Genomic DNA, 26,437 nt, shown 5'->3' with positions numbered 1-26,437 from the left:
GTGCAAGGCGCCTGCTGTTCTATCAATCAGAAAGCAGACACCCTGGCCACACGTTCGTTATTCGGTTTCCAGTTCGATGTCGATGCCCAGTGAGCGGATTTCCTTCAACAGTACGTTGAAAGATTCCGGCATACCGGCTTCCATTCTGTGGTCGCCATCCACGATGTTTTTGTACATCTTGGTACGGCCAGTGACGTCATCGGACTTCACAGTCAGCATTTCCTGCAGAGTGTAGGCAGCACCGTAGGCTTCCAGCGCCCAGACCTCCATCTCCCCGAAACGCTGGCCACCGAATTGTGCCTTACCACCCAGAGGCTGCTGGGTAACCAGAGAGTAAGAACCAGTAGAACGAGCATGCATCTTGTCGTCTACCAAGTGGTTCAGCTTGAGCATGTACATGTAGCCAACGGTGACCGGACGCTCAAAGGATTCGCCGGTACGACCGTCAAACAGCTTGACCTGCCCACTGTCGTTCATGTCCGCCAGGCGCAGCAGGCGCTTGATCTCGGTCTCTTTGGCACCGTCGAATACCGCCGTTGCCATCGGTACACCGCCACGCAGATTGCGGGCCAGTTCCAGAACTTCAGCATCGCTGAAGGAGTCAACTTCCACCGGGCTGGAACCAGGAATACCGTTGTAGACCTCGTTCAGAAACTTGCGCAGTTCAACCATGCTCTGCTGAGCTTCCAGCATGCGGTTGATCTTGACGCCAAGGCCTTTGGCCGCAGCACCCAGGTGAGTCTCAAGCACCTGACCAACGTTCATTCGCGATGGCACACCCAGAGGGTTCAGTACGATGTCAACCGGATTACCCTCTTCATCGTGCGGCATGTCTTCTACCGGCATGATGATGGAGATAACACCCTTGTTACCGTGACGACCCGCCATCTTGTCACCGGGCTGGATACGACGCTTGATGGCCAGGTAGACCTTGACAATCTTGAGCACGCCAGGGGCCATATCATCGCCAGTCTGGAGCTTCTTCTTCTTGTCTTCGAAGCGCTCATCCAGCTGGGCACGACGCTCTTTCAGCTGCTCTCTGGACAGATCCAGCATCTCATTGAGCGCCTCGTCTTCCATGGACAGTTTGAACCACTGCTCGTGCTCCAGGCCATCCAGATAGCTGTCGCTGATCCGGTCACCCTTGCCAAGACCCGGTGCGCGAACCACCGGCTGATCACGCAGGGCACCAAGCAGACGGGCGAAGGTGTCTTGCTCAACTACACGGAACTCTTCATTCAGGTCCTTGCGGTACTCATCCAGCTGCGCCTTTTCAATGGAAAGTGCACGGGAGTCTTTCTCTACGCCATCACGGGTAAAGACCTGAACATCAATAACGGTACCTTTGACACTGGTCGGTACACGCAGGGAGGTATCCTTAACATCGGATGCCTTCTCACCGAAGATGGCACGCAGCAGCTTCTCTTCCGGGGTCAGCTGAGTTTCACCTTTTGGCGTCACCTTGCCCACCAGAATGTCACCAGCGCCCACTTCTGCACCTACATAAACGATACCGGCTTCATCCAGCTTGTTCAGGGCAGACTCACCCACGTTGGGAATATCGCCCGTGACCTCTTCGGCACCAAGCTTGGTGTCACGGGCCACACAGGTCAGTTCCTGGATGTGGATGGTGGTAAAGCGATCTTCCTGAACGACACGCTCGGAAATGAGGATGGAGTCCTCGAAGTTGTAACCGTTCCAGGGCATGAACGCGACGCGCATGTTCTGACCCAGCGCCAGTTCACCCATATCAACCGATGGGCCATCCGCCATGATGTCGCCACGGGCAATCTGATCGCCAGCCTTAACCAGAGAGCGCTGGTTAATACAGGTGTTCTGGTTAGAACGGGTGTACTTGGTCAGGTTGTAGATATCAACACCGGCCTCACCTGGCTGCACTTCATCATCGTTCACACGCACCACAATACGGGCAGCATCAACGGTATCAATCACACCGCCACGACGGGCAACCACACAGACACCGGAGTCGGAAGCAACGTTACGCTCCATACCGGTACCCACCAGAGGCTTCTCTGCTCTCAGGGTAGGTACGGCCTGACGCTGCATGTTCGATCCCATCAAGGCACGGTTAGCGTCGTCGTGCTCAAGGAATGGAATCAGGGAGGCCGCAACGGATACCATCTGCTTGGTAGACACGTCCATGTACTGGACTTTGTCCGGGCTCATCAGGGTGGCTTCACCACGGTAACGCACAACGACCAGTTCATCGGTCAGCTGTTTGTTCTCATCCATGGCAGCAGATGCCTGGGCAATAACGTATTCACCTTCTTCAATGGCGGACAGGTAATCAACGTCGTCAGTCACCTTGCCATCAACAACACGACGGTATGGTGCTTCCAGGAAGCCATAGTCGTTGGTACGGGCATAGGTTGCCAGCGAGTTAATCAGACCGATGTTGGGACCTTCAGGGGTCTCAATGGGGCAGACACGACCATAGTGCGTCGCGTGTACGTCACGAACCTCAAAACCGGCACGCTCACGGGTCAGACCACCCGGACCCAACGCGGATACACGACGCTTATGAGTAATCTCGGAGAGCGGGTTGTTCTGGTCCATAAACTGGGACAGCTGGCTGGAACCGAAGAATTCCTTGATCGCCGCCGCCACCGGTTTGGCATTGATCAGATCCTGGGGCATCAGGCCTTCGGATTCCGCCAGACTCAAACGTTCCTTAACGGCACGCTCAACACGCACCAGACCGACACGGAACTGGTTCTCAGCCATTTCACCAACGGAACGTACCCGACGGTTACCCAGGTGATCGATATCGTCACAGACGCCTTTACCATTGCGGATATCAACGAGGATGCGCAGGACATCAATAATGTCGGAGTTATCCAGAACACCGGAACCGGTATCTTCATCACGTCCCAGACGACGGTTGAACTTCATTCGACCGACGGCAGACAGATCATAACGCTCGGTGGAGAAGAACAGGTTCTGGAACAGGGCTTCAGCAGCATCCTGCGTTGGTGGTTCACCAGGGCGCATCATGCGGTAGATTTCAACGAGCGCTTCCAGACGGTTGGTGGTGGTATCTGCACGCAGGGTGTCAGACATGAACGGACCACACTCCAGCTCATTGATGTACAGCGTTTCTACGGTTTTGATACCGGCAGACAGCAGTTTTTCATAAACGTCAGGGGTGATCTCAGTGTTGCACTCAACAATGATTTCACCGGTCGTTTTGTGAATAACAGTCTTCGCCAGAACACGGCCATAGATGTAATCAACCGGCGCTTCCAGGTTCTTGATGTTGGCTTTCTGCAGGTCACGGAGGTGTCGGGCAGTGACACGACGGCCTTGCTCTACGACCACATTGCCGTCGTTATCGTAAATATCAAAGCTGGCAGCCTCGCCTCTCAGACGATCGGCAACAAACTCGGTGCTGACATTTTCAGCGCCAATGTTGAATTCAACAAAATCAAAGAAATTATCAAGAATTTCTTCATTGGAAAGCCCGATGGCTCTCAGCAGAATGGTGGCAGGCAGCTTACGACGACGGTCGATACGGACATACAGCAGATCTTTTGGATCGAACTCAAAGTCCAGCCATGAACCACGGTAAGGAATAACACGGGCAGAATACAGCAGCTTACCGGAGGAGTGCGTCTTACCCCGGTCATTATCAAAGAATACGCCCGGAGAGCGATGCAGCTGGGATACGATAACACGCTCTGTACCATTGATAACAAAGGTACCGTTATCGGTCATGAGCGGAATTTCGCCCATGTACACTTCCTGCTCTTTGATATCCTTGATTGCCTTGTTAGCGGAGTCTTTATCGTAGATAATCAGGCGCACCTTGACACGCAGAGGTACTGCGTAAGTGACACCCCTGAGCTGGCATTCCTTGACATCAAACGCAGGAGCACCCAGTCTGTAGCTAACATATTCAAGGGCGGCATTGCCGGAATAGCTTACGATTGGAAAGACGGATTTGAAGGCTGCGTGCAGCCCGATATCTTCTCTGGCTGCCGGTTCTTTATCTGACTGCAACAGCTTGTGATATGAATCAAGCTGAATCGCCAGCAGATACGGCACATTCATGACACTCGGCAGCTTGCCGAAGTCCTTGCGGATGCGTTTTTTCTCTGTATACGAGTATGCCATCAGCGTTCCCCAGCTTGGTTACCTGTTTTTGACTTCAGGCGGCGTCGCCTGGCCATAGTAGGTTAGTTCGAGAGCGGGTGGCTCCCTGTCAAAACCAATAAATTTTCAACTTTTATGGTCATTTACTGACCTGTATCACAGACACCCTTAAGGTGTTGCCGATACTCTTAATGCCGTTACAGACACTTGCGCATCGTTGTAGACACTTCATGTCGTGATAGACATCAACCGTTGTATGAGCTTTAGCGCCTGAACAGAAAGCAATCTGATACTATTGTTCAGATTTACTACCCTGCTTTCACGGCAATACCGCTTACATCGCACAGGCAACGGAAGCGGTATTCAAATCTGCCCAATGGATTTATTGGACAGCCTATATATGTCAGGCTGGGCAAAACGGTCAGCGCATGAATTCTCTACAGCAATCTACCATCATCTCACAGCTTGATCTGAAGTGGTACTATAATTACCGGAAAACCCCTGTATTTAAACGTTTTACACCATCACAAAAAGCCTTCTCCAGATTGACCAGTTTCTGTGACGACTTTTCCAGATCCATATCTCTGCCACAACGATCTGCCAAAACAGCAATACCCCGATCAACATCACGAAGAACCCCGTCCAGCCAAAAAGACTGAAAAGAATGGGAAGTTTCATGATATAGAACAGGATCTACGTGCAAATACAATTACTCAGACGATATAGCTCATACAACGGAAAAAAGGCCGGCACCCTCGCAGGCACCAGCCACCTGAATCTATTATGCAACAGACCCGGGATTATGCAATGCTTTTGTAGAAAATTACTTGATTTCTACTTTAGCACCAGCTTCTTCCAGCTGCTTCTTCAGCTCTTCAGCTTCTTCTTTAGAAGCGCCTTCTTTCAGAGGAGCTGGAGCGCCGTCTACAACAGCCTTGGCTTCTTTCAGACCCAGGCCAGTAGCAGCACGTACTACCTTGATGACGTTAACCTTCTTCTCGCCAGCGTCAGCCAGGATTACGTCGAACTCAGTTTTTTCTTCAGCAGCGGCAGCAGCTTCAGCAGGAGCAGCAGCAACAGCAACGGCAGCAGCAGCAGAAACGCCGAACTTTTCTTCCATAGCGGAAACCAGTTCAACAACGTCCATTACAGACATTTCAGCGATTGCATTCAGGATATCTTCTTTGGACAGAGCCATCTCTATATCTCCAAAAATCTTGGTTGGGGCAAACAAACAGCCAGCCCCGGAATTTGTTTAAGCAAAAAAGCAAGAAAACCAATCCAACAAGGATTAAGCGGCTTTCTTCTTCTCGTCGGCAACAGCTGCCACAACACGGGTAATGCTTGCAGGAATCTCGTTCAGAGTTCTTGCCAGCTTGGTTACCGGTGCGATCATTACGCTCATCAGCATTGCGCGAGCCTGATCCAGAGTAGGCATCTTGGCCAGAACATCGATCTGTTCCGCACCCAGCAACTGTCCGGAAATAGACAGGGCTTTGATGTCCAGCTCTTTGTTCTCTTTGGCAAAATCCTTCATCAGACGCGCAGCGGCACCCGGATCTTCCATAGAGAAAGCAAGCACAGTAGGGCCTACCAGAACTTCCTGCAGGCACTGAAGCTCAGTACCTTCTACAGCGCGCTTGGCCAGGGTGTTACGCACTACCTTCAGATAGACGCCACCTTCACGAGCCTGCTTACGCAGAGCAGTCATTTGACTAACAGTAAGACCACGGTAGTCCGCGATTACAGCCGACAGAGCGCTTTGTGCAGCCTCGCTGACTTCGGCCACAATAGCCTTCTTGTCTTCGAGTCCTAACGCCATGGGCTTTACTCCAAATTTATGAAGTTTCACTTATGATTTATCTGTGATAAATCATTAAGCGCTTACAATACGGTGATGGGTGTATATCGTTTTGGATAAAACGCATACTCACCGTCTACGCAGGACATTAAGCCCTCCGCCTATAACCCTTTCCGGAGAAAGGCCCCTGAATAAACAGGCACGGCGTTGGACACCTGCGATCTTTGACGACCCCCGCTATGACAGCAGGGACCCCAAAGAGGGTTGCGACTGGCTTGCACCAGCCAGAAATCTGATAATCCAGATTTCAGTAATTCTTTCTATCGCTTACGCTGACAGGCTTAGGCAGAAAGAGAAGACATGTCGATAGTCAGACCCGGCCCCATAGTAGAGGACAGGGTAACTTTCTTCATGTAAACGCCTTTGCTGGAAGAAGGCTTCAGTTTCTTCAGATCAACCAGCAGAGCTTCAACGTTCTGCTTCAGGGCAGCCGCATCAAAGTCGATCTTACCAACGCCAGCGTGAATGATACCGTTCTTGTCAGTACGGAAACGAACCTGACCAGCCTTGGCGTTCTTAACCGCTTCAGCAACGTTAGGCGTTACAGTACCAACCTTGGGGTTAGGCATCAGGCCGCGTGGACCCAGAATCTGACCCAGCTGACCAACAACGCGCATCGCATCAGGAGAAGCGATCACTACGTCGAAGTCCATCTGACCCGCTTTAACCTGCTCAGCCAGGTCTTCCATACCAACCACTTCAGCACCCGCTTCTTTAGCGGCTTCAGCGTTAGCACCCTGAGTGAACACAGCGACGCGAACGTCTTTACCGGTACCGTTAGGCAGCACGGTAGAACCACGAACCACCTGGTCAGATTTACGAGGATCCACACCCAGGTTGACAGAAACTTCGATGGTTTCCTTGAACTTGACGCTGGAGATCTCTTTCAGCAGACTGGCAGCTTCTTCAAAGCCGTAAGACTTGGTAGAATCGATCTTTTCAGCAATCAGCCTGGCACGCTTTGACATCTTAGCCATTACTCAACACCCTCCACGATCAGACCCATGGAACGAGCTGAACCAGCAATGGTACGCACCGCTGCGTCTTCGTCAGCAGCCGTCAGATCAGGCTCTTTGATCTTGGCAACTTCAAGCAGTTGCTCGCGAGTCACAGTACCGACTTTCTCGGTATTTGGACGGCCAGAACCCTTCTTCAGCTTCAGAGTCTTCATCAGCAAAACAGAAGCAGGCGGAGTCTTGGTTTCGAAAGTGAAACTGCGATCGCTGTATACAGTAATAACAACAGGAATCGGCATGCCAGCATCCATTTTCTGGGTGCTTGCGTTGAACGCCTTACAGAATTCCATGATGTTGACACCGTGCTGACCCAGGGCAGGACCAACAGGTGGGGATGGATTCGCCTGTCCAGCAGGCACTTGAAGCTTAATATAAGCTTGTACTTTCTTGGCCATTTTAACCTCTACATGGGTCACTGCCTCATTCGACGCTTTTTTCCAGACTCTCTTACAAGGAATCCCGAAAAAGCATCAATTTCCACGGCTACCCGTCTACAAAGCGCGGTAGTTTACAGAAATCATCCCGAAAGCACCAGCGCAAAAACACGTAAGATAATTGCAATTCACACAATTATCGTTTTTCAGGCCAAATAATAAGGGAGAATGCAAGCACAACCCCAAAAAACACAAAACCCCGTTACCAGAACTGGCAAACGGGGTTATGAGATCAATTCGACCAGCTTACACTTTTTCAACCTGACCAAACTCAAGCTCTACCGGCGTTGAGCGGCCAAAGATCATTACTGCCACCTGGAGACGACTCTTCTCGTAGTTAACGCCTTCCACCACACCATTAAAGTCGGCAAAAGGACCTTCAATAACACGAACCATCTCACCCGGCTCAAACAGAGTCTTAGGCCTTGGAGCTTCAGCACCTTCGTGCACACGACGAAGAATCGCATCCGCTTCTTTTTCAGTGATCGGCGCAGGCTTGTCGGCGGTACCACCAATAAAGCCCATAACCCGAGGCGTATCTTTAATCAGATGCCACGAGTCTTCGTTCATTTCCATCTGGACTAACACATAGCCCGGAAAGAATTTTCTTTCGCTCTTGCGCTTCTGGCCGTTTTTAATCTCTACCACTTCCTCGGTAGGCACCAGAATTTCGCCAAAATACTCTTCCATACCAAGACGCTTGATACGCTCATTCAGAGAGCGCAACACCTGCTTCTCGTATCCAGAGTAGGCATGAACCACATACCATCGTTTCGCCATGTCCTGTCCCTATCAAATCAGGCTGCTGATCATCCAGCCTAGCAGAGAATCGAGCCCCCACAAAATAAGGCCCATCACTAACACGACAGCAACCACCACCAGAGTAGTTTGCACCGTCTCCTGACGAGTAGGCCAGACAACCTTGCGAATCTCGGTTTTGGCATCCTTCAGCAACGTCCAGAAGGCACCACCTTTTACCGTCTGCAGAGCAACAATCCCGGCAACCGCCGCGATTACCAGCAGACCGACAACCCTGAGAAGGAGCGACTCAGCAGAGAAGTAATAATTACCGTAAACACCAACAGCGACCAGAACCGCCACAAGGCCCCATTTGAGACCATCCAGACGACCCGAAGTCGCAATTTCAGAATTTCCACTCATCAGCTTGATTTTCTCTATCCAGGCTTTCTTGAAAAGATCTTTAAAAGACCTCTGAGAACAAGCACCCCAGGAGCTTGATCATTGGAAATGGCAGGCCAGGAGGGAATCGAACCCCCAACCCCCGGTTTTGGAGACCGGTGCTCTACCAATTGAACTACTGGCCTAAAACACTATCACTCTGGATTGCAGTGCCGGTGGATTATAATCATCATCAACCGACCTGAAAAGCCTTTCGGCTTATCGAGCACAAAAAATCAGCACTCGAGAAAAGAGACACACATCTCTCAAAAACAAAACATTTCAACAAACACCTGAAAAGGGAAGAAAAGATGAAAACCCTTTTCATTTCAGCATCTTATCACACCAACCAATCTTTTCAAGACCCTTCAACCTCCCCACTCAAACCGCCCGTGGGCACATACAAATCATGAAACCACAAAATAAACGACAAATCGCCAGTGACAAGCTCAAGGGTCTCGAACCGCCGCATATAAAACAGGAATCGAAAGAAAAAAGCAAGAACCGGGGAAAGAAAAGTTGGCAGACAGGCCGAATCTGCATAAAGAACGGTTGTCGCCACCGGACGGTGAACGGATTGAAGGGCATACTGACGAGCTTGAATGGGGTCGGGCGCAGTACGAGGATCCTGACTTAATGACCTTGCCGGATGGAACTCCTTACCCGTCCAGACCGTCTAATGACACGGTACAAACCCAGCTGAAAGGTTCACACATCAACGAACCGTTGACTGAGCATCAGGTTAATCAGCTGAACAATCTGGATTACCCTTACACCGTTGAGAATCCTGGGGATGGTTATGGCACCAGAGAGCAATCGGGACTCCCGACAAAAAGAAAGGGATATGCTGAAGCGCAAGGCGACACCTCAGCTCATGAAGGAGATCCGCCAACGGCAGAAAGAGATCGAGGCGATGCTGGAGCAGATGCCGAGATTGACGCCAGTGGAAAACAACCGGCGATTGCAGAATCTGCTCAATTATCTGCGCCGGAATACTTCGGACAAACCCACAGAGAACAAGTCCGTGACGGACTCTCCAACGAAGCTTTTGCCAGGCGAAAGGTAAGGGACGTTGCCCGTGCGGGATTCGACATTCTTGATTTGAAAGAGTATTTCAGGACGATGCGTTCTGATGAAGCGCCCTATGAATTATCAGAGGCACTTTCTATTTATGTTCAATTGATGGGCAGCGATTACAGCGAAGAACAGGCGCTCTCTTTTGCTGCGGATTATCTCCAGAATGTTGCCGATGCTTCCCGTAACCTGACCCAACAGGGAGTGGTGGATAACTCACTGGCGGAAGAATCCCGCGCTGGTCAGGTGGATCATGGCCGTGATACCGAATGGATGATATCAATTACACCGGAGAGTATGACCATGGCCTGACGGTGGGTGAGGATGGCGACACCCAACGGGATGATGATTTTAAAGTGCATATCAGTCAGTTCAGGGAGTATCGAACCAAAACCTGGATCACATATGGTCCGCCCCGCTTTGCAAGGAAAAGCTTTCCATCATGACTAAAGAGTAATACTTCCATTCTCTTAATAAAGAGACCGACCTTTGGGGTGAGGTCCACAATACCTCTGGCCCCGATGGAATCCCCTCACTCCCGCTTCATCAGGTCTTCGGCCTCTATGGGCCCTGACCCCGGTCAGGTTCAAGGGAGTGCAGGTCTTACCTTTTATGCCATCCTTTGAACTTTATCAACGCAACTCGTTGCAGGTTTCTTACACTGATTAACCGCTTTTGCTTTTCTTGTCTAACGACAAACGTTTAATAGTTTGATGCCGATGCTCATGCTAACACCGGGTATGGTAAGCAAAAGTTTGCAAGCTAGTTTTGGTTGGCACAAAGCGCATACTTGGGCGTTGCATGGCTTCACAGATAGCCTCAGCATCGGCAGCGTCATTCTTGTTTGACTTTACCTATGGTTTTACGAACTGGGGAGCGATTATGCGAACGTCATGCCCAAGCTCAATAAACTTACGACACTAGTAGTGTGAACCTCCACAAGCTTCAATGCCGATAAGCATTGAGGCAGGTTAGCCATAAAGGGCAAGAGTACCTTGCGGTTAAGTTTCTTTTTGAGAGTCACATGTCCTTTGGCAGCAACACCATGCAACTTGAAACTCTTTTTACTCAGATCAATTCCGAGAAAAACAAACTGATCTTTCTGGTTTGCTCCTGATTCTGGATGACTTCACTCTTTCTGGTAAACTTCCTGATAAATACTACCCCACAAAAACAGGTATACAGGGCATGGATACGGTCAGGCTCTTAAACGTGATCACTCAGGGTGAGGACTCCAAGCACCAGTTCAAAGCTAATGTCACACGCTCTGATTCTCTGGCGCAGGAGATGGTGGCTTTCAGCAATTCGTTAGGGGGAATGATCCTTATTGGCGTCAATGATGATGGATCCTTGGCAGGGCTGACACCTGATGATATTGGCAGATTAAACCAACTGGTTTCAAATGCGGCAACGGAGCATATGCGGCCACCTATTGCGCCTGTCACTCAAAATATTTCTCATCCTGAGGGTATGGTTATGGTTGTAACCGTGCCGGAGGGTATCAGCAAGCCATATATGGACAAGAATCTACATGTATTCGTGAAAAGTGGAGCCGATAAGCGAAAAGTCACCGCACGGGAAGAACTGAAACGTATGTTCCAGTCAGCCGCCCTGGTGCATGCGGATGAGATACCTGTGAGAAATTCGTCCATAGCTGATGTGGACCAAGACTTCTTCAGCTCATTTTTTGAACGTGAGTTTGGTGAATCTGTTGCTGATCAGGGTATTTCCTGCACGCAGCTGATGGAAAACATGAATCTGATGCGAGATGGACAGCTGAACATCAGTGGCGCATTACTGTTCGCGATCAGGCCACAGATTCGCTTGCCCGTTTATATCATCAAGGCAGTCGCCTTCCCGGGAAATGATATTGCTGATGAGCACTATATTGACAGCCGGGATATTAGTGGGAAGTTGTCGGATCTTTTCCGGGAAGCCATGAGTTTCCTCCTGGCTAATATCCGCCACGTCCAAAACGACCAGAGTTTTAATTCTACGGGTGTGCCAGAGATACCGAGGATTGTTTTTGAAGAGCTTATCGCCAATGCTCTGATACACAGGGATTACTTTATCTCAGCTCCTGTGCGCCTGTTGGTTTTTTCAGACCGTATCGAGATAATAAGCCCGGGGGTGCTTCCTAATAACTTAACGGTAGAGAATGTCATGATGGGCAATTCAAATATAAGAAACCCCATTCTGGCCTCTTTTGCCTCGAAGGTGTTGCCCTACCGCGGACTAGGCAGCGGAATTCGCAGGGCTCTGAAAGCACATCCGGATATTGAGTTTATTGATGATCGTGCCGGGAATACTTTTACTGTGATCATTGCCCGTACTTGAAAAACCGGGAAACTGGGCAAAAACCGGAAAGTGAGGTCAAAAAAAACCGAAGTCAAAAACCGAGTCAAAAACCGGGGTCAGATCTTGATTCTTGCATGAAGTCAAGGAAAACTCTTCCCGACCCAGCAATTAAAAACCAAGGCCTGGTTCAGTTTTTTCTCGGTGAAGGCCGGTTCCGATAACTTCCGGGCATCGTCCATCCAAGGCATTATGAAGCGCATCAGGGCCAAGGGGGTTCAGGTGGTGGTGTATGATCCGGTGCTGGATGAAGCGTAGTTCTTTAACTCACGGGCGATTACCGACCTTAACGAGTTCAAGCAGACCGCCAATGTGATCGTTTCCAACCTTATGGTGGATGAACTGGCGGATGTGCTGGATAAATTCTTTATCTGTTGTCAGTACAGGTATCTGGTGTTTGATGGCCATTGTAGTAATCAGAAAGTCGGTATGAGAGTCCTGAACCTCATTTCTACGACAGATGCTGGCTTGAGTCGCCGCGCTGATATAGTCCATTTCAGAAATGGGCAGCAGATCAAAGGCACTGAGTTTGTCACACAAGCGTGTGAATTGAGCCTCATGCTTAATGCCGGTTAACACTTCCTGCAGTATTGGACCAATCATCACGGCCCGGTGCTGACGGATTAATCTCTGCAACAGGATTGCTTCTTCGGGTACGGATTCAACATTACGCCGACGCAGTGCAGCAGACCATACGCAGGTATCTACCAGCACCATTATTTTCTACGGACCTCTTTTGTAGGGGCCTGATCGTCGTGGTAATCAATGGTGCCGAAATCATCCAGCAGTTCCAGCTGCTTGCGAAGGCGAATGAATTCGGCAAGCGCTTCATTAACGGCCGCCTTTTTCAAGGCTTTACCGGTCCATGCTTTACCTGCATTGGTATTCTTGGCCAATGGTCTTTCAAGATAAGAAATGGACCGTCTAACGGCGTTGAAAAGACTATCTATGTGTGCAGCTGCGAGGCGAAGTAATGAAGGCTTGCCACCCTTGATGCCTTAGGTGTAGCAGGGCCCGATATGTATTGCGACCTCCGATGAGGTTGCGTTATATGATGAAACGTATTTCTCAGAATGGCTTCGGGATTATCTTCAGAAAGTAATGATTTCAGGTGGTTTATTTTAATCCGATTCCCCTCCTGATAATCAAAAGGTCCGTTAGACCCTCCTGCCAGCGAATATAGTAACTTTGCTCCAGCCAATAAAGTTGTGAATGACGAGGAATGGAAAGTTCTTTGGATCACGTATTATGAGAACAAGTCTCTGCCTAAAAAGGTACCAACAATGTCCTGGCTACTCCAAACCATAGCGAAAGTGGGTGGCTGGTGTGACTCTAAACGAACAGGCGTTCCCGGATGGTTAGTTGTTTGGGAGGGCTGGGCAAAACTGCAAGACCGTCTCCACACCTACCGGATGACAAAGGGTGTAGAGATCTGACTAAGAGACAGCCCGGTAGGGCGGGGATGTTACAAAGAGTATTTAAGTACTAACGCTTCAATTTAAGTGAATTTTTTATACCGGAACTACAGTGACATTCAATTGTCCAAAGATTACCAATTCTGTATTCCCCTGCATGGATGATAAAAAGTTGAAAGCATCTATAGATCAAGTTGTCCGACTGAAAACTGGCGTTCCAGATAGGGTCATCCAGAGTGTTACATTTGGCCTGAAAAATTATTACTACTGTTAGTCGATTTTTTGCTATGACAATGGACATTCAAGTTTATTATGGTGGTCAGCATGCTATTTCCGGACTTACCAAGCTGATTAATGAAAATATTTCCAATGAAAATCAAGCCGTTTATGAAGAGGTCAAGTTAGGGACTAGCCTGTTACTTTTAGGTCTCCTTCCAAATGAGGAGCAATGGCTTAGAACTCTTGATAAGAGGGTTGTATGCATAGTGCCCGGTATAATGTCACTGCTTGGTGCAGGTATAACCGTATATCTATCCCCTGATGTGATACTTCATATATTACAAAAGGTTTTTTGATGGCGCAAAGGACGGCTTGATTTATTACTCGGCTTCATCTTGCATCATGAATAAAATAACCACGGTAGCAATCGAAACAATTTTCAAATAAGTACATCGTTAAACATATTTTTTATTATGGTAAGTGTAACGCTATTCCTTTCTCCAACAGGTGTTCCAGTGAACTTTAAAGAATGTAAAGAAAATTCAGAATTATCTCCAAAATTAGTAATCAAATGACCACCAGGATAAGAGCGCACAGACCAAATTGATTGCCTGGAACCATCAACCCCTGAACTAACCTGCTCATAATTTAGAATATATTTTTCTCCCCTGTCATCTGAAACTATGTACTGTTCTTTAGCTGGGGTTGAGGTTGTAGATAAACAAGAATTATGCATAGAATCTCTCCACTAACTCATATAAGTGACCGACCGGTATAGGCAATATCCGTGTCGTAAGGTTATTCAGTTATTGCCAAACGGGTTGAACTATTCCGGTGTTTTTGGGTAGTCAGGGAATAGCTTATTTACCAGGATATCTCTTGACTTAAACATTACGTCTACATAGATTCTGGGTTTGTAACCAGAATTGGAAAAGTCATGAACACCTCCACAATATTGATGCTCTTTCCCAATAATTTCAATTAATTTTTCTTTAATTTTTTCTGCTTCTTCCAGGTTGTTAACCATAATATCGATACCGATATCATCCCATGTGACTTCTTTGATAGGAATATCGTTGAATTTTTCTTGTAAGGCCATTAATAATTGACTCTCTTTTTCTTCTTTCCTCAGTTTGTCAAAAGACTGCGACTGCTCAACATTTGGTGGTAAAAGGTCATTTTTTGGAAGCTCTTTATTGATTTTAATGGGCTGCATAGATGTCTCTGTAATATTTCCAACCAAATTTGGGGCAGTTACAAAAGATTGCGAGGGTGGTGAAGGAATTTTTTTTACTGGGTTTTTATTTTTTTCCGCTGCCAGTTCTTTAACCATTTCCATCAACTTTGGTTTCAACTCATCCAATCCTTTGAAGCACATACCATGAAATTCATCTTTACACCTAATGCAGTATTCGGTAAATATCTTTCTTTTCTTTTTATGAGAAAAACTATTCGAGCTAGCACCTTCAGAAATTTCTGCTTCGCCCGAAGCAACCAGAAAATCACCATTTTTAACCGCTGCTGCAAGCACACGATTGCCTTGATTATCGACAATAAAAACCAGTCCGGGGCTATTAAAATCAAATTCAATAGTATTGCTCTCAGAGCCCATGGACCTGGTGGTTATTGCTGTCGTAGTAGCAACTGAAACACGGGCACCTTCCTCATCTATTTTGGCCACGATTGTTTGTTTTGTGCTGAGAGAGTCAGGTGTCGGTCCGCCTAATTTCTTTAATTTGTCCGGAGTTATTTTTATACCCCGAAAAGAACCAATCTGATCCAACAGATCGCTGTTCGTACTGTTTATTTTCATTACGGGGAGCGTCAGTTTAACTTCTCTGGGCGTGCAGTTAATTGATTTTTCAATCAGATGATCAATGGTCTCTTTAGTAATACTGCCAATGGCATCAGGTGAATCTTGAAGCGGTGCTATCGCCACCAGGTAAAGCTTATTCTCTCCTTGCATGAATGGTTTGGCAATGGCTTCAAATTTTCGGCTACGCTCATCAGAGTAACCTATCTGATCCTTTATACTCATCATTTTGATGTTAATTGTGGACCCGTCTGCACACCTGAATGGACGAGACTTAGTGTTACTTGCATTAAACGCATGAGCCCATTTTGCCTTGAGTGACACGATATTGTTTATGGTGGTGTCAATCGAATCCCGAAGGGGATGATTTGCCAGCAATCCAGGAATTTCACCCCCGGTAACTTGTTCGACGTATTGATCCGTCACATCAGCTATGTTTTTATTGCCATCAGAGGTTAGCAGCTCTGCTTTATAGTGCTCAGTGAGGTTATTAACAAAACCCTTTTCGTGGCCCGGATTATATGCGGATGCCATGAAGTTCAATATAGAAAGCATCTGGTCCTTTCGGAAAGGATGCTTTCTGCTGAAATGCCCCAGTTCATTATGGATCGCCGAATCAAGCTGTGGTGTCAGTTCTCCTTGAGGTATGCCAAGGATCATTTCCTTATCGGTGTTATCCATGGTTGCCAGTAACATACCCAATAACGCGGCCAGGCTTGAATCGGACAAAGCAGTGCTGGACTGACCTGCAGGTTTTAATATTTCAAACGCCAGATCACGAATACATGCAGTAACTATCTTTTTAGCTCGATCCCGGTATTCTTGCTGGTTGCAGGTTGTTGTTTCAATCGATGCACGCGTAGGAACAGTTGGTATTGGGGGTAAGCCGACTGAGTTGAACATTTTGCTACTCCTGATTCTGTTAATTTTAATAACATCCGCAAGGCAAATAATTTTTTATCAGTTCGCTATTGAGGTCTCCTTCCACCACTGAGAAAATTCCATCTTTATTTACTCCAATGGCGCTAAAATCTACAGCGCTAACAAGACTAGTTTAATCACTTTTCCGACGATTGCTCGGCATCCTGATGTTTATCGTGAGCAATAAGTCATCGGTAATTACCAGCTATTCGTAATGTGTATTATTCTGTAGGGAATGATGTTTTTTATTATCCGGATGTGATGGTGGCCTGTAACGATTCTGACCAGAACGCCTATGTTGAAGATCAGCCAACCTTGATTGCCGAAGTGCTATCCCCCACCACCGAAGCGAGAGACCGGATGGAAAAGCTTGCAGCCTACGCCGCCATCAAGGGGTTGAAGGAGTATGTATTGATCCATCAGGATAAAATTGCCGTGGATCTCTACCAGAGTACCGACAGCGGCTGGGAGATCATCCGCCTGAAGCAGGAGACCGATACCCTGCTGCTATTCCATCGGGTTTTCAGTTACGCTTCGGGAGCTTTATGAAGATGTGGTGGGGGTTCTTTAAGTGATAGTCATCAGTGGGCAGAAAAAGATGGTTGATGTGCATTTATTTTTCTGAAAACTGATAACTGTCTACCGGACAAAAGAATATTTACAGATGTATTAACAATTCCTGATCCTTCATAATTCCGTGTTTTTTTAATCTTGAAGTCTGTTCAATGGATAAATTTCTTGCTTCAGGTGTTCCCGCCTGCGCTGTATCGCTTTGCTTTTAATTTTTCTCAGCTATCATCGCTTCCGGTTGCTTTCATTAATTCGTTGCAGAAAGACACTCAACAGCAGGTTGTCGATGAAACTGTTGATTTTATTGCAGCCAAACCGTCTCATTGCAGGATTTACTATTTTCCAATACACGACGCTGCGGCTTTCATGGAGTTGATGCCTGCCAGGTTGGATCGCTTGATCACTCTGCCACTTCTTAGTTTTAGACAGTCTTCTGATTTAATTGAATCACTATTGATTTTGGTTTGTTTTGCAGCATGCTTACGATTGTTTAATGTTATCCTCATTTGCTTTAATCTTGTTTTAATTCTACTTGAGGTTAGTTTAATTTGTTCCAATCTCTCTCTATTTTTCATAAAACAGTATATTTTAATCACACTGAGATTGTGAGCTGCATGGGCAATAGTTGCTGATAATAAACCATGGCTTTTATATATATGGTTATATTTAAAACCCGCTATAGTGGCCATAAATATATGGGTAAAAGATGGTTTTGGAGTGCAAAGATGCGCAATTCCAAATAGAAAAGCACTAATAATCTCCGGGATATACCCTGTACCAAAAGGCAGGTTTGATTTTATAAGTTGTGGGCAAATAACCCTGAATAATGCCTCTTCAATGGAGGCATTTGTGAATAGTTCCTTTGTAGATATTTTTTCTAAAAAACCTTCTTCATAGGGGTTAAAATCTGTTCGTCCTGTTAACTTTGTCTCCACCATTGATACAGGCCTTGCTAATAATAAATCCAGAGGTGTATGTGTTAGCCTCATACCCGTCCCCAAGAAAATTTTTTTAACTTGATCTTGTAATACTTCTATGGATCGATTGCCAGCAAAAGCTTTAACGGATGAATTTACCGCTGGTGCCAATGAAGATATAAAAGGCGATAAATTTGACGATATAAAGTCCATAAAAAACCACCGTATGCGTTTGGATCAGGAGGTTAGCCCGGATATTTCATAAACTGCCCCGAATCTCGCGTGCGACCACATGGATGTGGGAGGTAGGGCGACGCAGGATGCCAAAGCCGAGAACTTTGTCGCTCTATGGGATTTTGTGAGGGAGCGCCGTACCGGGGAGGTACGGTCGACTGAGCAAAATTACCTTAGAACGGCAAAAGACAAGCGAGATCGGGAGCACGTTTATGAAATATCCGGATTAGACCATTAAAAATAGATTTTTCTCAATTCTGGTTAAAACTATTGATGATAGCAGGTATTACCAAACGCTTGTCACCAACGGGCTCTCTCTCAAATTACGATCTGCAGTAACAAGTGTTGCACCAAGATGGATCGCTGTGGCGGCAATCAAACGGTCCGCCGGATCATTATTAATGCTGTTGTCCAGCTTCACGGAGAGTTCTGCAATGATTGGGTTAATAGGGATAACGTCGATTGTTCTTGCCTGTAATGCCAATTGGCAAAAACTCTCGGCGCTCAATTCCAATTGCAGCCGTCTACGTTTTATCAGCATGGCTACTTCCCAGAGGGTGATATCGCAAATCATCAGCTGGCCTTTGCGATCACCTTGTTGGATGATTTGCTTTGCCTGTTTACTGAGTTTGTCGTGTTGCAGGGCATCCCAGATAAAGGCACAGGTATCCAATAAAATCATTGCCGGTTTTCCCAGGGCTCATCCAATGGGTCGATAATATCGTTGGCAATGGCATTTTTACCCACTTCCTTCAGGGTTTTTCTTGAATACTTCTTTAACGCATCGGGGGCGCAGACGGTCGCCAGTGTTTGACCATTAGAAGTCACGATAAAGGGTTGGCCTTGTTGGGCTTTTTTCAGGTAATCAAGCAGGTTAGCTCTCAGTTCGCTGATATTGACCTGTTCCACTCTTTATTCCTTGTACAAAATCTTTGTACTTCTCAAGCTAGTTCAGCCGGAGTGTTTCTGCAAGAAGCAGTGGGCAGTAAAAGCTTTTTCTGCCAACTGTCAACTTGTAATGCGAGGGAATTACAGCGCATAAAAAAAGGGCTTACATCGCTGTAAACCCTTGTTTTATATGGAGCTCTTAACCGGAATTGAACCGGTGACCTCATCCTTACCAAGGATGCGCTCTACCGACTGAGCTATAAGAGCATGAATCTCAAAAAAGAACGAAAGAGATGCAATCTGGAGCGGGTAGCGGGAATCGAACCCGCATCATCAGCTTGGAAGGCTGAGGTTCTACCATTGAACTATACCCGCACAAACAAACTTTATTTATGCAGAAGCTTCTATACATCCAACAAAGAATACAAGAGAAGCCAGCAGTCTCCAAGCATCAAGAATCAGTTTTTCGATTTACTTAACACAAGGAAGCGAAATCTGGTGGTGGGGGCTGGATTCGAACCAGCGAAGCTTTCGCGTCAGATTTACAGTCTGATCCCTTTGGCCACTCGGGAACCCCACCAGATGCTGCGCTATTTTATTCAGGAAGTTTTCTTTGTCAACCCGACTTTTCTCTCTTCAGCAACCTTGTTCATCGGTCACCTCCGCTTGTCGTCCTGGCTAACTGTCTCCCTGAGCAGCGAGGCGTATACTAGAGAAACTCTTGGTCCGTTGCAATCTTTTACATCACTTTTTTCAGCGCATCATTCTTCTTGCAGGCCGTTCTTAAGGTTTTCAATTCAGGAAACTGGTCAGTAGCCTCATCCCAGAATGACGTACTCAGCTTTTCTTCTACTGCGGCATCCATCTCAAGCCACCATTGCTCAGGAACTCTGGGCAGGGACTTGATCGCAACCTCATAGCCCGCATCCATTAAGCGACGACTTACTGCTTTTGCAAATTCTCTGCGGGAAAAAAGTCCCAGCGAGATCCCATTGGTCAGTTCGCCCTGCGTAATCACAAAGCTGTCGATTCTCTGGGCCTGAAGTTCCCTTAACAGCCGTATTGCCGCATCCCTGCTGGCCAGTGGCGGTATATGAACCCAGTAATCCTCCTGTTGACTGCTTTCGTCTGCACGCTCTTTACTGCTGACACCCACGGCAAACAGGCGTTGCTGCAACTCATCCACCTCGATCACATTGGCCAAAGGCCCGACGATCAGACATTCCTGGACAGCATCACCGGAATACAGCGAGGTTTCCAACGCTGGCTGAACTTCCGTCTCATTCCGCAGAGACTGAAGATAATCTTCCGTCTCAGTCAACAGAACCAGCCGCTCACCTGCGGCTTCGGTATAGGCACTATCACTCTCAGGCAGCCAGTAACCCACCCTGGACTCCTGCCATGAGCCCCAGGCAAAGTAACCGATATTGGCAAACACAAGAAAAATTACTGTCAAACGCATTTTATATAACGGAGTTACTCCCCTCCTGTTCGAAAGCAAGCGCCAGACCATCCATCACCAGCGCGGGATGATGGTAACACTCACCCCGGATATACGGCTGAACCAAGGTAGCATCGCCTCCGGTGAGATAAACCAGGCATTCTTTGCCACAAGCCGTTTTATACTGTGCCTGTTGTGTATTAATCATGGCTACGGCCATGGCCAGAATACCGTTATTAATGCACCCGGCCGTGCTAGTTCCGTGCATCGTCGTTGACGCTTCTGCTTCTACCATGGGCAGTTGTGCTGTCCTGGTATGCAGCATTCCCTTCATCAGGCCGACACCCGGTACAATATATCCGCCCAGGTGATTCCCGCCGTCACTCAACAAGTCAATGGTGATGGCAGTACCACAACTCACCACCATTTTATTGCAGGGTTCTTTATTCTCTGCCCTGTCCAGATGATGGGCCGCCAGCATAGCCAGCCAACGATCAACGCCCAGACCAGGATAGGCAGCCTTAACGCCCCGGTACTGCTCTTTAACCTCGGCCTTTAACAGGGATACATTAAAGTGCTGATTAACCGCAGTACTCAACTGCGCAAAACGCTCATCACCGGAGACAATGGCCGCCCTGGCCGAATCGACCGGCCCGATTTGATCCAGCAGCTTTGGCAGTTCGTGTTGCCAGTCTTCGCTGTTGGCAAGAAAGCCATGGGAAATGATGTGGCCGCTATTCAGTAGCCGCCATTTTAATCGGCTATTGCCTGCATCCAGTTCCAGAATTCTCATGATGACTTGCTCTTTGTGGGTGTCGCGGCCTTTAATGAAACCTCACCGCCATTGAAAATCATCATACCTTCACGGGTCTGCAATAACAGTCCTCCATGACCATTCACCCCAGAAGCTACGCCGGACACCATTTTACCGGAAGCATCCAGGACAACATCCTGCCCGGCAAAAGCGTCATAGTGTTCCCACTGGTCTTTGAAATGGCTGAAGCCCTGCTGACTGAAAATATCCAGGGTACGGCACAACTCGTTGATCAACTCACTGGCTACCTGGTTTCGGCTCACTGTTGTACCACAAACCCGCTGCATATCCACTGCAGGCTGGCTGATACCGTTGATCTGTTGCTGGCTCAGGGCAATATTGACGCCAATACCGATGATCACCTCACAGTCGCCGGTGGGGTCTCCATGCACTTCCAGCAGGATGCCACTCAGCTTCCGAAAACCGCCGGGCGAGTTCCACAGCACATCATTAGGCCACTTCAGCTTGAGATCAGTGCCACCGCAGTGCTCAAGCGCTTTCAGCACAGCCAGACCAACCGCCAGGCTCAACCCTTCCAGGGATGCCATGCCAGCCCTGTAAAACCAACGTACAGACATACTGATGGTCGAACCTAAGGGATTATCCCAGGCTCTGCCCCGGCGACCACGGCCGCTGGTCTGATATTCTGCCAGACACACCCCTTTTATTAACGGGCTGGCAACAGGAATCTCTCTGACCAGATCATTGGTAGAGGCGGTGTTCAGACAGGTGTGGAGAACCACCGACTCTCTGACGGATGGGTCCAGGGCATTGAGAATACGTTCATTATCCAGCAACTCAACCCCCGGACACAGCCTGTACCCCCGGCCTTTGACTGAATCAATTTGCAGGCCGAGCGATTCCAGCATTTTCAGCTTTTTCCAGATCGCTGCGCGACTGATCCCCAATGCCCTGCCCAGCGCTTCACCGGAGTGGAAACTGCCATCAGCCAGAAGTTCTAATACCTTTTCCATTTATAGGGAGTCCGCATACCTGTCAGGAAACTGAATATTATATCAGGCCAGAGCATTTAGCGGACACAAGTCCTTTCTGATAGCTTCTGCCGTGAGCTCTGCTCTATACTGCACTTTCTCCAGACACCGACAAAAACAGATGGATCAGGGAAACCGCCGATGAGCATTTTCAAGTCCCACATCACCCGGATGAGCGCTTATTCTCCGCCACTTGAAGGCAGAGACCCTCATCACAATCTGCTGTTGGACTTTAATGAAAGAACGCTGCCCGTCAGTGAACATGTCAAACAGGCACTGATTAACTACATCAATGATGATCGTCTGCAAGTGTACCCATCCTATGGCGACCTGACCCGGAAAATCGCTGACTACGCAGGCGTCAATGAACCCCAGGTAATGATCACTAATGGTTCTGACCAGGGCATTGATATTATTATCCGTGCGGCCTGTACAGAAGGTGATGAAATCATCATCCCCGGCCCGACCTTCGCGATGTACCATCAGTGCGCCAATATTGAAAAGCTGAACATTGTTGAGCCAGACTATACGCGGCAAAACGGCTTCCCGGTTAACGCAGTATTGGACGCCATCACTGCAAAAACCCGGCTGATTGTCATCGCCAACCCGAACAACCCCAGCGGCACGCAAATCCAGCGTGAAGATATTCTGACCATTGCCAGGTCCACACCGGATACCGCCCTGCTAGTGGATGAATGCTACTTTGAATATTCTCAGGCCACCGTTGCTGATGCGGTTATGGCATACCCGAATATTCTGGTCACACGCACCTTCTCTAAAACCTGGGGCCTGCCTTCCATTCGACTGGGCTACGTGATCAGCCACCCTGACAACATCCGGGCACTGCTGAATATCCGTGGCCCTTATGATGTTAACCAGTTTGCCGCCGTGGCCATCAGTGCCGCCCTGGACTATCCGGAGTATACCCATCAGTACATCAGAGAAGTTATGGAGGCATCCAAACCTTTGTTTGAGCAGTTCCTTGATCAACAGGGCATTCCCTATTGGCCCAGTGCTGCCAATTTCATCTGGGCATTTCCGAAGAATCCTGAGGTCATTGAGCAGCACCTGCGCAGTCATGGCATCCTTGTTCGCCCCAAGTCTGACCAGACCGGGCGTAAAGGCCTGAGAATAACACTGGGTGATATTGCCCAGACCCGGCAACTGATCGAGAGGATTCAGGAGGGGCTTTCCATCGCGGGAGCCGCCTGATTGGCTAAGGGCGCTTTATTGGCTGAAGGCTCTTTATTGGCTGAAGGCTCTTTATTGGCTGAAGGCTCTTTATTGGCTGAAGGCTCTTTATTGGCTGAAGGCTCTTTATTGGCTGAAGGCTCTTTATTGGCTGAAGGCTCTTCCAACTCCCGCACATCATGCGTCATGCGCATTGGGCAGAAGTTTGGTCCACACATGGAGCAGAAACCCGCATCCTTGGCGCTGTCCTGAGGGAGGGTTTCATCGTGGTAGGCTTTTGCGGTATCCGGATCCAGGGCCAGGTTAAACTGGTCCTCCCAGCGAAACTCAAAACGGGCACGGGAAAGCGCATCATCCCTGAGTTGTGCCCCCGGGTGACCTTTGGCGACATCTGCCGCATGGGCAGCAATTTTGTAGGCGATCAATCCCTGTTTCACATCCTCACGGTTGGGCAGACCAAGGTGCTCTTTTGGCGTCACATAACAGAGCATTGCACAGCCAAACCAGCCAATCATCGCTGCACCTATCCCGGAAGTGATATGGTCATAGCCAGGGGCGATATCCGTCGTCAGTGGACCCAGTGTGTAAAAGGGTGCCTCGTGGCAATACTCCAGCTGTTTATCCATATTTTCCTGAATCAGGTGCATCGGTATATGCCCGGGGCCTTCAATCATCACCTGAACATCATGTGCCCAGGCTTTCTTTGTCAGTTCACCCAACGTTTTCAGTTCAGCAAACTGTGCTGCATCGTTGGCATCAGCCACCGATCCCGGGCGCAGCCCATCCCCTAATGAAAGGGTAATGTCGTATGCCTTGCATATCTCGCAGATCTCATCAAAGTGTTCATAGAGGAAGTTTTCGCTGTCATGAATTTCACACCACTGCCCGAGAATCCCACCGCCCCTGGAAACAATACCGGTCACCCGATCAGTGGTCAGTTTCACATGGCCTCTCAGCGTTCCGGCATGAATGGTGAAATAATCTACCCCCTGCTCTGCCTGCTCAATCAAGGTGTCCTTCATCACCTCCCAATTAAGATCCGCTACCTTGCCGTTTACTTTCTCCAGGGTTTGATAAATAGGCACGGTGCCAATCGGTACCGGTGAGTTTCTGATAATCCACTCCCGGGTTTCATGGATATGTTTACCGGTAGAAAGATCCATCACCGTATCGGCCCCCCAGCGGGTTGCCCAGAGCAGTTTTTCAACCTCTTCCTCTATGGTGGACGTCACCGGTGAATTACCAATATTGGCATTAACCTTCACCAGAAAATTACGGCCAATAATCATTGGCTCAGCTTCGGGATGGTTAATATTTGCAGGTATCACCGCACGACCGGATGCCACCTCCTGACGAACAAATTCCGGTGTTATCTTCGCTTCGGGCCTTCCCATGTTTTCCCTGATGGCGATATATTCCATCTCCGGTGTGATTATTCCCTGCCTGGCATAGTGGAGCTGAGTCACATTTCTTCCAGACAAGGCACATCTGACAGGGGCAGATGACTGAAAGCGCACCGGCTCAACCTGAATATCCTGTTTTCGTCGCAATGCATAGGTTGAAGAATGGGCACTCAACTCTTCTGAGTCTTCACGTGCCAGTATCCATTCTGAGCGGATAGGCGGCAGGCCCTTAAGCAGATCCAGGCAGTATTCCGGATCAGTATAAGGACCGGATGTGTCGTACACCCGAACGGTCGATTCAGTGGATAACTGACTGTACTCCCCGTGTCTCTGCCCAATCGTTATTTCCCGCAGGCCCACACGAATATCATGCCGGCTGCCGGGGAGGTAAATTTTCCGTGAAGCAGGAAATGGACGACAGGCCTCTGCCAGAAGTGACTGACTGTCAGCAATTGGAGCACGCATCTGAATACCCTGAAGTTGAGAGTTACCGACCATGAATATCCCTTATCTATTGTTATTGGTATGGCTTGCCGGTGTCTCAGGCCAGAGAAAAGGAATAGACGGTTTTGGCTAACTTGACTCATCAAGGTTAGCAAGAAGCTGCTTGATTTAAAGCAAAACGATGCTTCAGATATTAAAGGCATGGTTGGCCAAAAGCGTGATCAGCCACCCGCCAGATAGCAGCCCGGTACTCTCTTCTCTTGTTCCCTTCGCAGGTATTACCCTGAGCAGGTTCAACGAATTTGCTGCACTTATCCCCGATAAAATGCAGCGATCTCAGCTTTACGCACTCCGACAAGATGGGAAGATTATAAAGGTGCCCTCCCTGAAAAAGTAGTACCGGATACCTTTTAACCCGGATATTTCAAGGCAGTTTATGAAATATCCGGGTCAGGAATAATCCCCCTCCAGCTCTTTAAGCAACTTGCCCATATATTCCCTGAGGTATTCAGAGTTCCGCTCTGCCATTCTGCGTCCGGCGGACGTCTGCATGGTGTCAGACAGCTTCAGCAACTTCACCTGAAAATGATCCAGCGCGTATTCACGGTCATCAAGGGCCCGGTGCTCAGCCAGTGGGTCTTCGGGGTCGAACATTTTCCGCCGCAGCAGGCCCGATGTATAAAAAACCCGGGCCAGCCCAATAGCTCCCAGAGCCTCCATCCGATCAGCATCCTGAACAACTTTGGCTTCAATGGTTTCGGGCGCAATACCAGCAGAATAGCTGTGACTGGCCACCGAGTGACAGACGTTATCAATCAACTCAGCAGGAAACCCCATATCCTCAAGGCAGGTTCTGGTCTTTATGGCAGCCAGCGAAGAGGCCCTGGATCTCTCAGGATGATCTTTTGGCAACACCACAATATCGTGAAAGTAGCAGGCAGCGAGAACCACCAGTGGATTCACAGACACCTGCTCCAGATCCATGATCTGCTGTGCCGTTTTCCAGACCCGCTGAAAATGGGAAAAGTCATGGGAGTGGTCATCATGGTCGTGGTGCATGGATTGTAGCCAGACGATAATTTTCTGCTCCCAGCTACTCAGGGTGTCGCTGCTGCTATTGCTCATGAGTTCAAAAAAGACTGT

26 protein-coding genes, 4 tRNA genes, 2 pseudogenes and 1 riboswitch are annotated in these 26,437 nt (G+C 48.4%); of the genes and pseudogenes, 8 read left to right on the top strand and 24 right to left on the bottom strand.

The genetic code is table 11. The features are described from left to right. Nucleotides 1–57 precede the first annotated feature (57 nt). From rpoB to J7439_RS16725, 8 genes are all read right to left on the bottom strand, one after another. Complete coding sequence (rpoB, locus tag J7439_RS16760; protein ID WP_209203112.1) at nucleotides 58–4,134, bottom strand: DNA-directed RNA polymerase subunit beta; 4,077 nt, start codon at nucleotides 4,132–4,134, stop codon at nucleotides 58–60. Between the two features lie 802 nt (nucleotides 4,135–4,936). Next, complete coding sequence (gene rplL / locus J7439_RS16755; RefSeq protein WP_101748386.1) at nucleotides 4,937–5,311, bottom strand: 50S ribosomal protein L7/L12; 375 nt, start codon at nucleotides 5,309–5,311, stop codon at nucleotides 4,937–4,939. 93 nt (nucleotides 5,312–5,404) lie between these two features. Continuing rightward, nucleotides 5,405–5,935, bottom strand: coding sequence for a 50S ribosomal protein L10 (rplJ, locus tag J7439_RS16750; RefSeq protein WP_101748379.1), 531 nt, complete (start codon nucleotides 5,933–5,935; stop codon nucleotides 5,405–5,407). 320 nt (nucleotides 5,936–6,255) lie between these two features. Further along, complete coding sequence (gene rplA, locus J7439_RS16745; protein ID WP_209203111.1) at nucleotides 6,256–6,951, bottom strand: 50S ribosomal protein L1; 696 nt, start codon at nucleotides 6,949–6,951, stop codon at nucleotides 6,256–6,258. Beyond that, nucleotides 6,951–7,385, bottom strand: coding sequence for a 50S ribosomal protein L11 (rplK, locus tag J7439_RS16740; protein WP_020581778.1), 435 nt, complete (start codon nucleotides 7,383–7,385; stop codon nucleotides 6,951–6,953). Before rplK ends, rplA begins: the two co-directional genes overlap by 1 nt. A 285-nt stretch (nucleotides 7,386–7,670) precedes the next feature. Next, on the bottom strand, nucleotides 7,671–8,204 hold the full coding sequence (gene nusG / locus J7439_RS16735; RefSeq protein WP_101748382.1) for a transcription termination/antitermination protein NusG: 534 nt from the start codon (nucleotides 8,202–8,204) through the stop codon (nucleotides 7,671–7,673). Between the two features lie 12 nt (nucleotides 8,205–8,216). After that, the gene (gene secE / locus J7439_RS16730; protein ID WP_209203110.1) at nucleotides 8,217–8,585 is read right to left on the bottom strand and encodes a preprotein translocase subunit SecE; all 369 of its coding nucleotides are present in this window, start codon (nucleotides 8,583–8,585) and stop codon (nucleotides 8,217–8,219) included. 88 nt (nucleotides 8,586–8,673) lie between these two features. Continuing rightward, nucleotides 8,674–8,749 (bottom strand) — tRNA-Trp (locus J7439_RS16725). Between the two features lie 373 nt (nucleotides 8,750–9,122). Here J7439_RS16725 and J7439_RS16720 point away from each other — a divergent pair. Together J7439_RS16720 and J7439_RS16715 are read left to right on the top strand one after the other, a co-directional pair. After that, complete coding sequence (locus J7439_RS16720; protein ID WP_209203109.1) at nucleotides 9,123–9,989, top strand: hypothetical protein; 867 nt, start codon at nucleotides 9,123–9,125, stop codon at nucleotides 9,987–9,989. Beyond that, nucleotides 9,947–10,123, top strand: a complete 177-nt coding sequence (locus J7439_RS16715; RefSeq protein WP_209203108.1) for a hypothetical protein — start codon at nucleotides 9,947–9,949, stop codon at nucleotides 10,121–10,123. Before J7439_RS16720 ends, J7439_RS16715 begins: the two co-directional genes overlap by 43 nt. Before the next feature lie 309 nt (nucleotides 10,124–10,432). On the opposite strand, the pseudogene J7439_RS26595 reads toward J7439_RS16715, so the two are convergent. After that, nucleotides 10,433–10,755: pseudogene (locus J7439_RS26595) on the bottom strand (IS110 family transposase); the annotation flags it as partial. 110 nt (nucleotides 10,756–10,865) lie between these two features. Here J7439_RS26595 and J7439_RS16710 point away from each other — a divergent pair. Both J7439_RS16710 and J7439_RS26590 read left to right on the top strand, forming a co-directional pair. Next, nucleotides 10,866–12,014 carry an RNA-binding domain-containing protein gene (locus J7439_RS16710; protein WP_209203107.1) on the top strand — a complete coding sequence of 383 codons (1,149 nt, stop codon included), beginning with the start codon at nucleotides 10,866–10,868 and terminating at the stop codon, nucleotides 12,012–12,014. A gap of 162 nt (nucleotides 12,015–12,176) precedes the next feature. Beyond that, nucleotides 12,177–12,401 (top strand): annotated as a pseudogene (locus tag J7439_RS26590) (UDP binding domain-containing protein); the annotation flags it as partial. Here J7439_RS26590 and vapC read toward each other — a convergent pair. Beyond that, the gene (gene vapC, locus J7439_RS16705) at nucleotides 12,300–12,749 is read right to left on the bottom strand and encodes a type II toxin-antitoxin system VapC family toxin (RefSeq protein WP_209203106.1); all 450 of its coding nucleotides are present in this window, start codon (nucleotides 12,747–12,749) and stop codon (nucleotides 12,300–12,302) included. The pseudogene J7439_RS26590 and the gene vapC overlap by 102 nt on opposite strands. Further along, nucleotides 12,749–12,928, bottom strand: coding sequence for a hypothetical protein (locus tag J7439_RS16700; protein ID WP_209203105.1), 180 nt, complete (start codon nucleotides 12,926–12,928; stop codon nucleotides 12,749–12,751). Before J7439_RS16700 ends, vapC begins: the two co-directional genes overlap by 1 nt. Nucleotides 12,929–13,240: 312 nt before the next feature. Here J7439_RS16700 and J7439_RS16695 point away from each other — a divergent pair, with 312 nt between their 5' ends. Both J7439_RS16695 and J7439_RS16690 read left to right on the top strand, forming a co-directional pair. Further along, nucleotides 13,241–13,468: a hypothetical protein gene (locus J7439_RS16695; protein ID WP_209203104.1), complete on the top strand. Its 228-nt coding sequence runs from the start codon at nucleotides 13,241–13,243 to the stop codon at nucleotides 13,466–13,468. A 272-nt stretch (nucleotides 13,469–13,740) separates the two neighbouring features. Next, nucleotides 13,741–14,022 carry a hypothetical protein gene (locus J7439_RS16690; protein ID WP_209203103.1) on the top strand — a complete coding sequence of 94 codons (282 nt, stop codon included), beginning with the start codon at nucleotides 13,741–13,743 and terminating at the stop codon, nucleotides 14,020–14,022. Between the two features lie 83 nt (nucleotides 14,023–14,105). Here the strand turns inward: J7439_RS16690 and J7439_RS16685 are convergent, their stop codons facing one another. Together J7439_RS16685 and J7439_RS16680 are read right to left on the bottom strand one after the other, a co-directional pair. Beyond that, complete coding sequence (locus J7439_RS16685) at nucleotides 14,106–14,402, bottom strand: hypothetical protein (protein ID WP_209203102.1); 297 nt, start codon at nucleotides 14,400–14,402, stop codon at nucleotides 14,106–14,108. Nucleotides 14,403–14,492: 90 nt separating this feature from the next. Beyond that, nucleotides 14,493–16,382 (bottom strand): serpin family protein, encoded by a 1,890-nt coding sequence (locus tag J7439_RS16680; RefSeq protein WP_209203101.1) that lies wholly within the window; start codon nucleotides 16,380–16,382, stop codon nucleotides 14,493–14,495. A 234-nt stretch (nucleotides 16,383–16,616) separates the two neighbouring features. Between J7439_RS16680 and J7439_RS16675 the strand changes: the two genes are divergently transcribed. Further along, on the top strand, nucleotides 16,617–16,949 hold the full coding sequence (locus tag J7439_RS16675) for a Uma2 family endonuclease (protein WP_209203100.1): 333 nt from the start codon (nucleotides 16,617–16,619) through the stop codon (nucleotides 16,947–16,949). 356 nt (nucleotides 16,950–17,305) lie between these two features. Here the strand turns inward: J7439_RS16675 and J7439_RS16670 are convergent, their stop codons facing one another. The 9 genes from J7439_RS16670 to birA form a co-directional block, all read right to left on the bottom strand. Then, nucleotides 17,306–18,100 carry a CPBP family intramembrane glutamic endopeptidase gene (locus J7439_RS16670; protein WP_209203099.1) on the bottom strand — a complete coding sequence of 265 codons (795 nt, stop codon included), beginning with the start codon at nucleotides 18,098–18,100 and terminating at the stop codon, nucleotides 17,306–17,308. Between the two features lie 307 nt (nucleotides 18,101–18,407). Further along, nucleotides 18,408–18,803, bottom strand: coding sequence for a type II toxin-antitoxin system VapC family toxin (locus J7439_RS16665; RefSeq protein WP_209203098.1), 396 nt, complete (start codon nucleotides 18,801–18,803; stop codon nucleotides 18,408–18,410). After that, on the bottom strand, nucleotides 18,800–19,030 hold the full coding sequence (locus J7439_RS16660) for a type II toxin-antitoxin system Phd/YefM family antitoxin (protein ID WP_209203097.1): 231 nt from the start codon (nucleotides 19,028–19,030) through the stop codon (nucleotides 18,800–18,802). Before J7439_RS16660 ends, J7439_RS16665 begins: the two co-directional genes overlap by 4 nt. 170 nt (nucleotides 19,031–19,200) lie before the next feature. Continuing rightward, nucleotides 19,201–19,276 (bottom strand) — tRNA-Thr (locus J7439_RS16655). 34 nt (nucleotides 19,277–19,310) lie between these two features. After that, a tRNA-Gly gene (locus J7439_RS16650) sits at nucleotides 19,311–19,384 on the bottom strand. Between the two features lie 121 nt (nucleotides 19,385–19,505). Continuing rightward, a tRNA-Tyr gene (locus J7439_RS16645) sits at nucleotides 19,506–19,589 on the bottom strand. A 159-nt stretch (nucleotides 19,590–19,748) separates the two neighbouring features. Beyond that, complete coding sequence (locus J7439_RS16640; RefSeq protein ID WP_209203096.1) at nucleotides 19,749–20,471, bottom strand: SPOR domain-containing protein; 723 nt, start codon at nucleotides 20,469–20,471, stop codon at nucleotides 19,749–19,751. Nucleotide 20,472: 1 nt separating this feature from the next. Continuing rightward, nucleotides 20,473–21,243: a type III pantothenate kinase gene (locus J7439_RS16635; RefSeq protein WP_209203095.1), complete on the bottom strand. Its 771-nt coding sequence runs from the start codon at nucleotides 21,241–21,243 to the stop codon at nucleotides 20,473–20,475. Continuing rightward, nucleotides 21,240–22,238 carry a bifunctional biotin--[acetyl-CoA-carboxylase] ligase/biotin operon repressor BirA gene (gene birA / locus J7439_RS16630; protein ID WP_209203094.1) on the bottom strand — a complete coding sequence of 333 codons (999 nt, stop codon included), beginning with the start codon at nucleotides 22,236–22,238 and terminating at the stop codon, nucleotides 21,240–21,242. The genes J7439_RS16635 and birA overlap by 4 nt, the downstream gene beginning before the upstream one ends. A gap of 159 nt (nucleotides 22,239–22,397) precedes the next feature. Here birA and J7439_RS16625 point away from each other — a divergent pair, with 159 nt between their 5' ends. Next, on the top strand, nucleotides 22,398–23,468 hold the full coding sequence (locus J7439_RS16625; RefSeq protein ID WP_209203093.1) for a pyridoxal phosphate-dependent aminotransferase: 1,071 nt from the start codon (nucleotides 22,398–22,400) through the stop codon (nucleotides 23,466–23,468). Here the strand turns inward: J7439_RS16625 and thiC are convergent. Then, on the bottom strand, nucleotides 23,435–25,348 hold the full coding sequence (gene thiC, locus J7439_RS16620) for a phosphomethylpyrimidine synthase ThiC (RefSeq protein ID WP_286198399.1): 1,914 nt from the start codon (nucleotides 25,346–25,348) through the stop codon (nucleotides 23,435–23,437). The genes J7439_RS16625 and thiC overlap by 34 nt on opposite strands. A gap of 193 nt (nucleotides 25,349–25,541) precedes the next feature. Continuing rightward, a riboswitch (TPP riboswitch) is annotated at nucleotides 25,542–25,658 on the bottom strand. A gap of 86 nt (nucleotides 25,659–25,744) precedes the next feature. After that, nucleotides 25,745–26,419, bottom strand: a complete 675-nt coding sequence (locus J7439_RS16615) for a phosphohydrolase (protein WP_101745417.1) — start codon at nucleotides 26,417–26,419, stop codon at nucleotides 25,745–25,747. Between the last annotated feature and the right edge of the window lie 18 nt (nucleotides 26,420–26,437).

It is taken from the genome of Salinisphaera sp. G21_0, assembly GCF_017744115.1.
Taxonomy (GTDB): Bacteria; Pseudomonadota; Gammaproteobacteria; order Pseudomonadales; family Endozoicomonadaceae; genus Endozoicomonas.
This window is presented reverse-complemented; position numbering and strand designations above follow the sequence as displayed.

Coding starts and splice junctions, on each gene's coding strand:
- secE (WP_209203110.1), bottom strand. CDS start 8,585: ATGAGTGGAAATTCTGAAATTGCGACTTCGGGTCGTCTGGATGGTCTC.
- rplJ (WP_101748379.1), bottom strand. CDS start 5,935: ATGGCGTTAGGACTCGAAGACAAGAAGGCTATTGTGGCCGAAGTCAGC.
- J7439_RS16680 (WP_209203101.1), bottom strand. CDS start 16,382: ATGTTCAACTCAGTCGGCTTACCCCCAATACCAACTGTTCCTACGCGT.
- rpoB (WP_209203112.1), bottom strand. CDS start 4,134: ATGGCATACTCGTATACAGAGAAAAAACGCATCCGCAAGGACTTCGGC.
- thiC (WP_286198399.1), bottom strand. CDS start 25,348: ATGGTCGGTAACTCTCAACTTCAGGGTATTCAGATGCGTGCTCCAATT.
- J7439_RS16690 (WP_209203103.1), top strand. CDS start 13,741: ATGGACATTCAAGTTTATTATGGTGGTCAGCATGCTATTTCCGGACTT.
- J7439_RS16685 (WP_209203102.1), bottom strand. CDS start 14,402: ATGCATAATTCTTGTTTATCTACAACCTCAACCCCAGCTAAAGAACAG.
- J7439_RS16715 (WP_209203108.1), top strand. CDS start 9,947: ATGGATGATATCAATTACACCGGAGAGTATGACCATGGCCTGACGGTG.
- J7439_RS16710 (WP_209203107.1), top strand. CDS start 10,866: ATGGATACGGTCAGGCTCTTAAACGTGATCACTCAGGGTGAGGACTCC.
- vapC (WP_209203106.1), bottom strand. CDS start 12,749: ATGGTGCTGGTAGATACCTGCGTATGGTCTGCTGCACTGCGTCGGCGT.
- rplA (WP_209203111.1), bottom strand. CDS start 6,951: ATGGCTAAGATGTCAAAGCGTGCCAGGCTGATTGCTGAAAAGATCGAT.
- rplK (WP_020581778.1), bottom strand. CDS start 7,385: ATGGCCAAGAAAGTACAAGCTTATATTAAGCTTCAAGTGCCTGCTGGA.
- birA (WP_209203094.1), bottom strand. CDS start 22,238: ATGGAAAAGGTATTAGAACTTCTGGCTGATGGCAGTTTCCACTCCGGT.
- J7439_RS16665 (WP_209203098.1), bottom strand. CDS start 18,803: ATGATTTTATTGGATACCTGTGCCTTTATCTGGGATGCCCTGCAACAC.
- rplL (WP_101748386.1), bottom strand. CDS start 5,311: ATGGCTCTGTCCAAAGAAGATATCCTGAATGCAATCGCTGAAATGTCT.
- J7439_RS16670 (WP_209203099.1), bottom strand. CDS start 18,100: ATGGACTTTATATCGTCAAATTTATCGCCTTTTATATCTTCATTGGCA.
- nusG (WP_101748382.1), bottom strand. CDS start 8,204: ATGGCGAAACGATGGTATGTGGTTCATGCCTACTCTGGATACGAGAAG.
- J7439_RS16635 (WP_209203095.1), bottom strand. CDS start 21,243: ATGAGAATTCTGGAACTGGATGCAGGCAATAGCCGATTAAAATGGCGG.
- J7439_RS16625 (WP_209203093.1), top strand. CDS start 22,398: ATGAGCATTTTCAAGTCCCACATCACCCGGATGAGCGCTTATTCTCCG.
- J7439_RS16615 (WP_101745417.1), bottom strand. CDS start 26,419: ATGAGCAATAGCAGCAGCGACACCCTGAGTAGCTGGGAGCAGAAAATT.
- J7439_RS16640 (WP_209203096.1), bottom strand. CDS start 20,471: ATGCGTTTGACAGTAATTTTTCTTGTGTTTGCCAATATCGGTTACTTT.